We start from the raw sequence: 2,404 nt of genomic DNA, 5'->3' as shown, positions 1-2,404 counted from the left end.
GCCTTAGGATGGCTGTTTCTATCGGACTCTAACATTGACATCCCCTCTCAGTATGCGATATAATTCTTATTAACTATCTTCAAAGATTTTAAAGGGCAAAATCATCATTTTTTTGCCCCCAGACATCTTTTAAACGCTTACTTGAGGGGGTATTTTAAGTTATTATGAATGGTGCAGAAGCTATGGTCAAATGCCTCGAGGAAGAGGGCGTAACCAGGATCTTCGGATATCCGGGCGTTGCGATCTCCCCGTTTTATGAGGCCTTATATAATGCCGGAACCATCGAGCATGTCCTTGTCCGTCAGGAGCAGGCTGCCGGGCACGCCGCAAGCGGATATGCCCGCATCTCCAGAAAGGCCGCAGTCTGCGTAACGTCCTCCGGCCCAGGCGCGACGAACCTGATCACGGCACTGGCGACAGCTTACGCCGACAGTATTCCGCTTATCGCGATCACCGGGCAGGTAAACTCCAATCTCCTTGGACGTGACGTATTCCAGGAAGCCGACATGCGTGGTTCCACAGAATCTTTCGTTAAGTACAGCTATCTTGTAAAAAGCGCCGATGATATTCCGCGTATCTTTAAGGAAGCTTTCTATATCGCCTCCACCGGAAGAAAGGGACCGGTCCTCATCGACATCCCCTGTGACGTCCAGATCGACCTCTTAAAGAAGTCCTTCGACTACACGTCCGAGGTCAATATCCGCGGATACAAGCCGAATACAAAGGGAAACAACCCGCAGATGCACAAGGTAGTCGCCGCGATCAACAAGGCGAAAAAGCCGCTGATCTGCGCCGGCGGCGGCGTTATCCTCGGAAACGGTGAAGAATGTGTCCGCCAGTTCTGTGAGAAGAATAATATTCCGCTTGTAACAACCATGATGGGTATCGGCGTTATGCCGAAGAACCACCCGCTTTACTTCGGAATGCTTGGAAATAACGGAAAACCTTACGCGAACCGCGCCGTGGCAAACAGTGACCTTCTGATCATTGCCGGTGCGAGGATCGCTGACCGCGCCGTTCCTAAGCCGGAAAATCTGGAACAGCAGGTAAATATCATCCACATCGATATCGATACCGCCGAGATCGGCAAAAACCTCGGACCGACGATCCCGCTTGTCGGTGATATCAAGAGTATCTTCGACCGTCTGCTGCAGGAGAATATTTCCATCGATACTGCAAACTGGATTGAGACACTTCAGGATATCAAAAAAAGTACGGTAGACCACCGTGTCTTCAGCGACAAGCTCGTAAATCCGATGCTTTTAGTCCAGCATCTCTCCGAGAAGATGGACGATGACGCGATCTATGTTGCGGATGTCGGACAGAACCAGCTCTGGTCTGCCGACAACTATGTGATGAAAAACGGCCGTTTCCTCACAAGCGGCGGCATGGGAACCATGGGCTACTCCATCCCAGCCGGAATCGGAGCGAAGATGTGTACGCCGGACAAGCAGGTCGTTGTTGTCTGCGGTGACGGTTCCTTCCAGATGTCCATGTACGAGCTTGGAACCATCGCGGTAAACAAGGTCCCGATAAAGATCCTTGTCATGAGAAACCACTATCTCGGTCTCGTCCGCGAGCATCAGGAGAAGACTTACGAGGAACACTATTTCGGTGTCCAGCTCTACGATTATCCGAAATATGCCAAAATCGCCGCTGCCTACGATATGGACTACTTCCACTGCGACAGCAACGAGACTCTCGACGCGGAACTCGACCGTTTCCTTGCCTGCGATAACGCCTGCATCATGGTCTGCGAAGTCGACAGCCACAACAACACAAAATAAGGAGAACGCAAGATGAAAGGTATTTTTTCTGTACTTGTAGAAAATAAAGACGGTGTTCTCTCCCAGATATCCGGTCTTTTCGCGAGAAGAGGCTTCAACATCGACAGTCTGGCCGTGGGCGAGACGGAACGCCATGATATTTCCAGCATGACCATCGTCTCCACCGGCGACCAGCGCACTGTCGATCAGATTGAGAAACACTTAAACAAGAAACTGGACGTGATCAAAGTCCGCCGTCTTGAGGAGACCCGCAGCGTCCTCTTGGAGATGATGCTCATCAAAGTCTCCTACTCCGCGACAAACCGCAGCTCATTGATCGAACTCTGCAGCGTCATGGGCGCCAAGATCGTTCACGTCTCCCCAAAGAGCATGGTCATCGAGTTTCATGCAGCTCCTGATGTGATCACAGATTTTATTGAACTTGTGAGAAGCTTTGGTATTCTGGAGCTTCAGCGGACGGGTACGATCTGTATGTCGAAAGACTGAGTATAAAAGACCTGAAATTGTTTGCCGTATATTTTTCGTCAAACATCTTCGGTCTTTTCTAAATCGAATCAAGTATCACAATAAACTTTGTTTATACTAAATTAACCTGTTGTGCTAGATAAAATAATATA

At 49.6% G+C, this 2,404-nt stretch carries 2 protein-coding genes; both read left to right on the top strand.

The window, feature by feature from the left end:
• The first annotated feature begins 164 nt into the window (after positions 1–164).
• Positions 165–1,787: a biosynthetic-type acetolactate synthase large subunit gene (gene ilvB, locus DXA87_RS17650; protein WP_117505589.1), complete on the top strand. Its 1,623-nt coding sequence runs from the start codon at positions 165–167 to the stop codon at positions 1,785–1,787.
• A 12-nt stretch (positions 1,788–1,799) separates the two neighbouring features.
• Positions 1,800–2,273: an acetolactate synthase small subunit gene (ilvN, locus tag DXA87_RS17645; protein ID WP_117505587.1), complete on the top strand. Its 474-nt coding sequence runs from the start codon at positions 1,800–1,802 to the stop codon at positions 2,271–2,273.
• Positions 2,274–2,404: the final 131 nt, after the last annotated feature.

It is taken from the genome of Desulfotomaculum sp. OF05-3 (genome assembly GCF_003435535.1).
GTDB classification, from domain to species: Bacteria; Bacillota; Clostridia; order Lachnospirales; family Lachnospiraceae; genus Pilosibacter; species Pilosibacter fragilis.
Note: the sequence above shows the minus strand (reverse complement) of the source record. Positions and strands in the feature narration are given on the sequence as shown.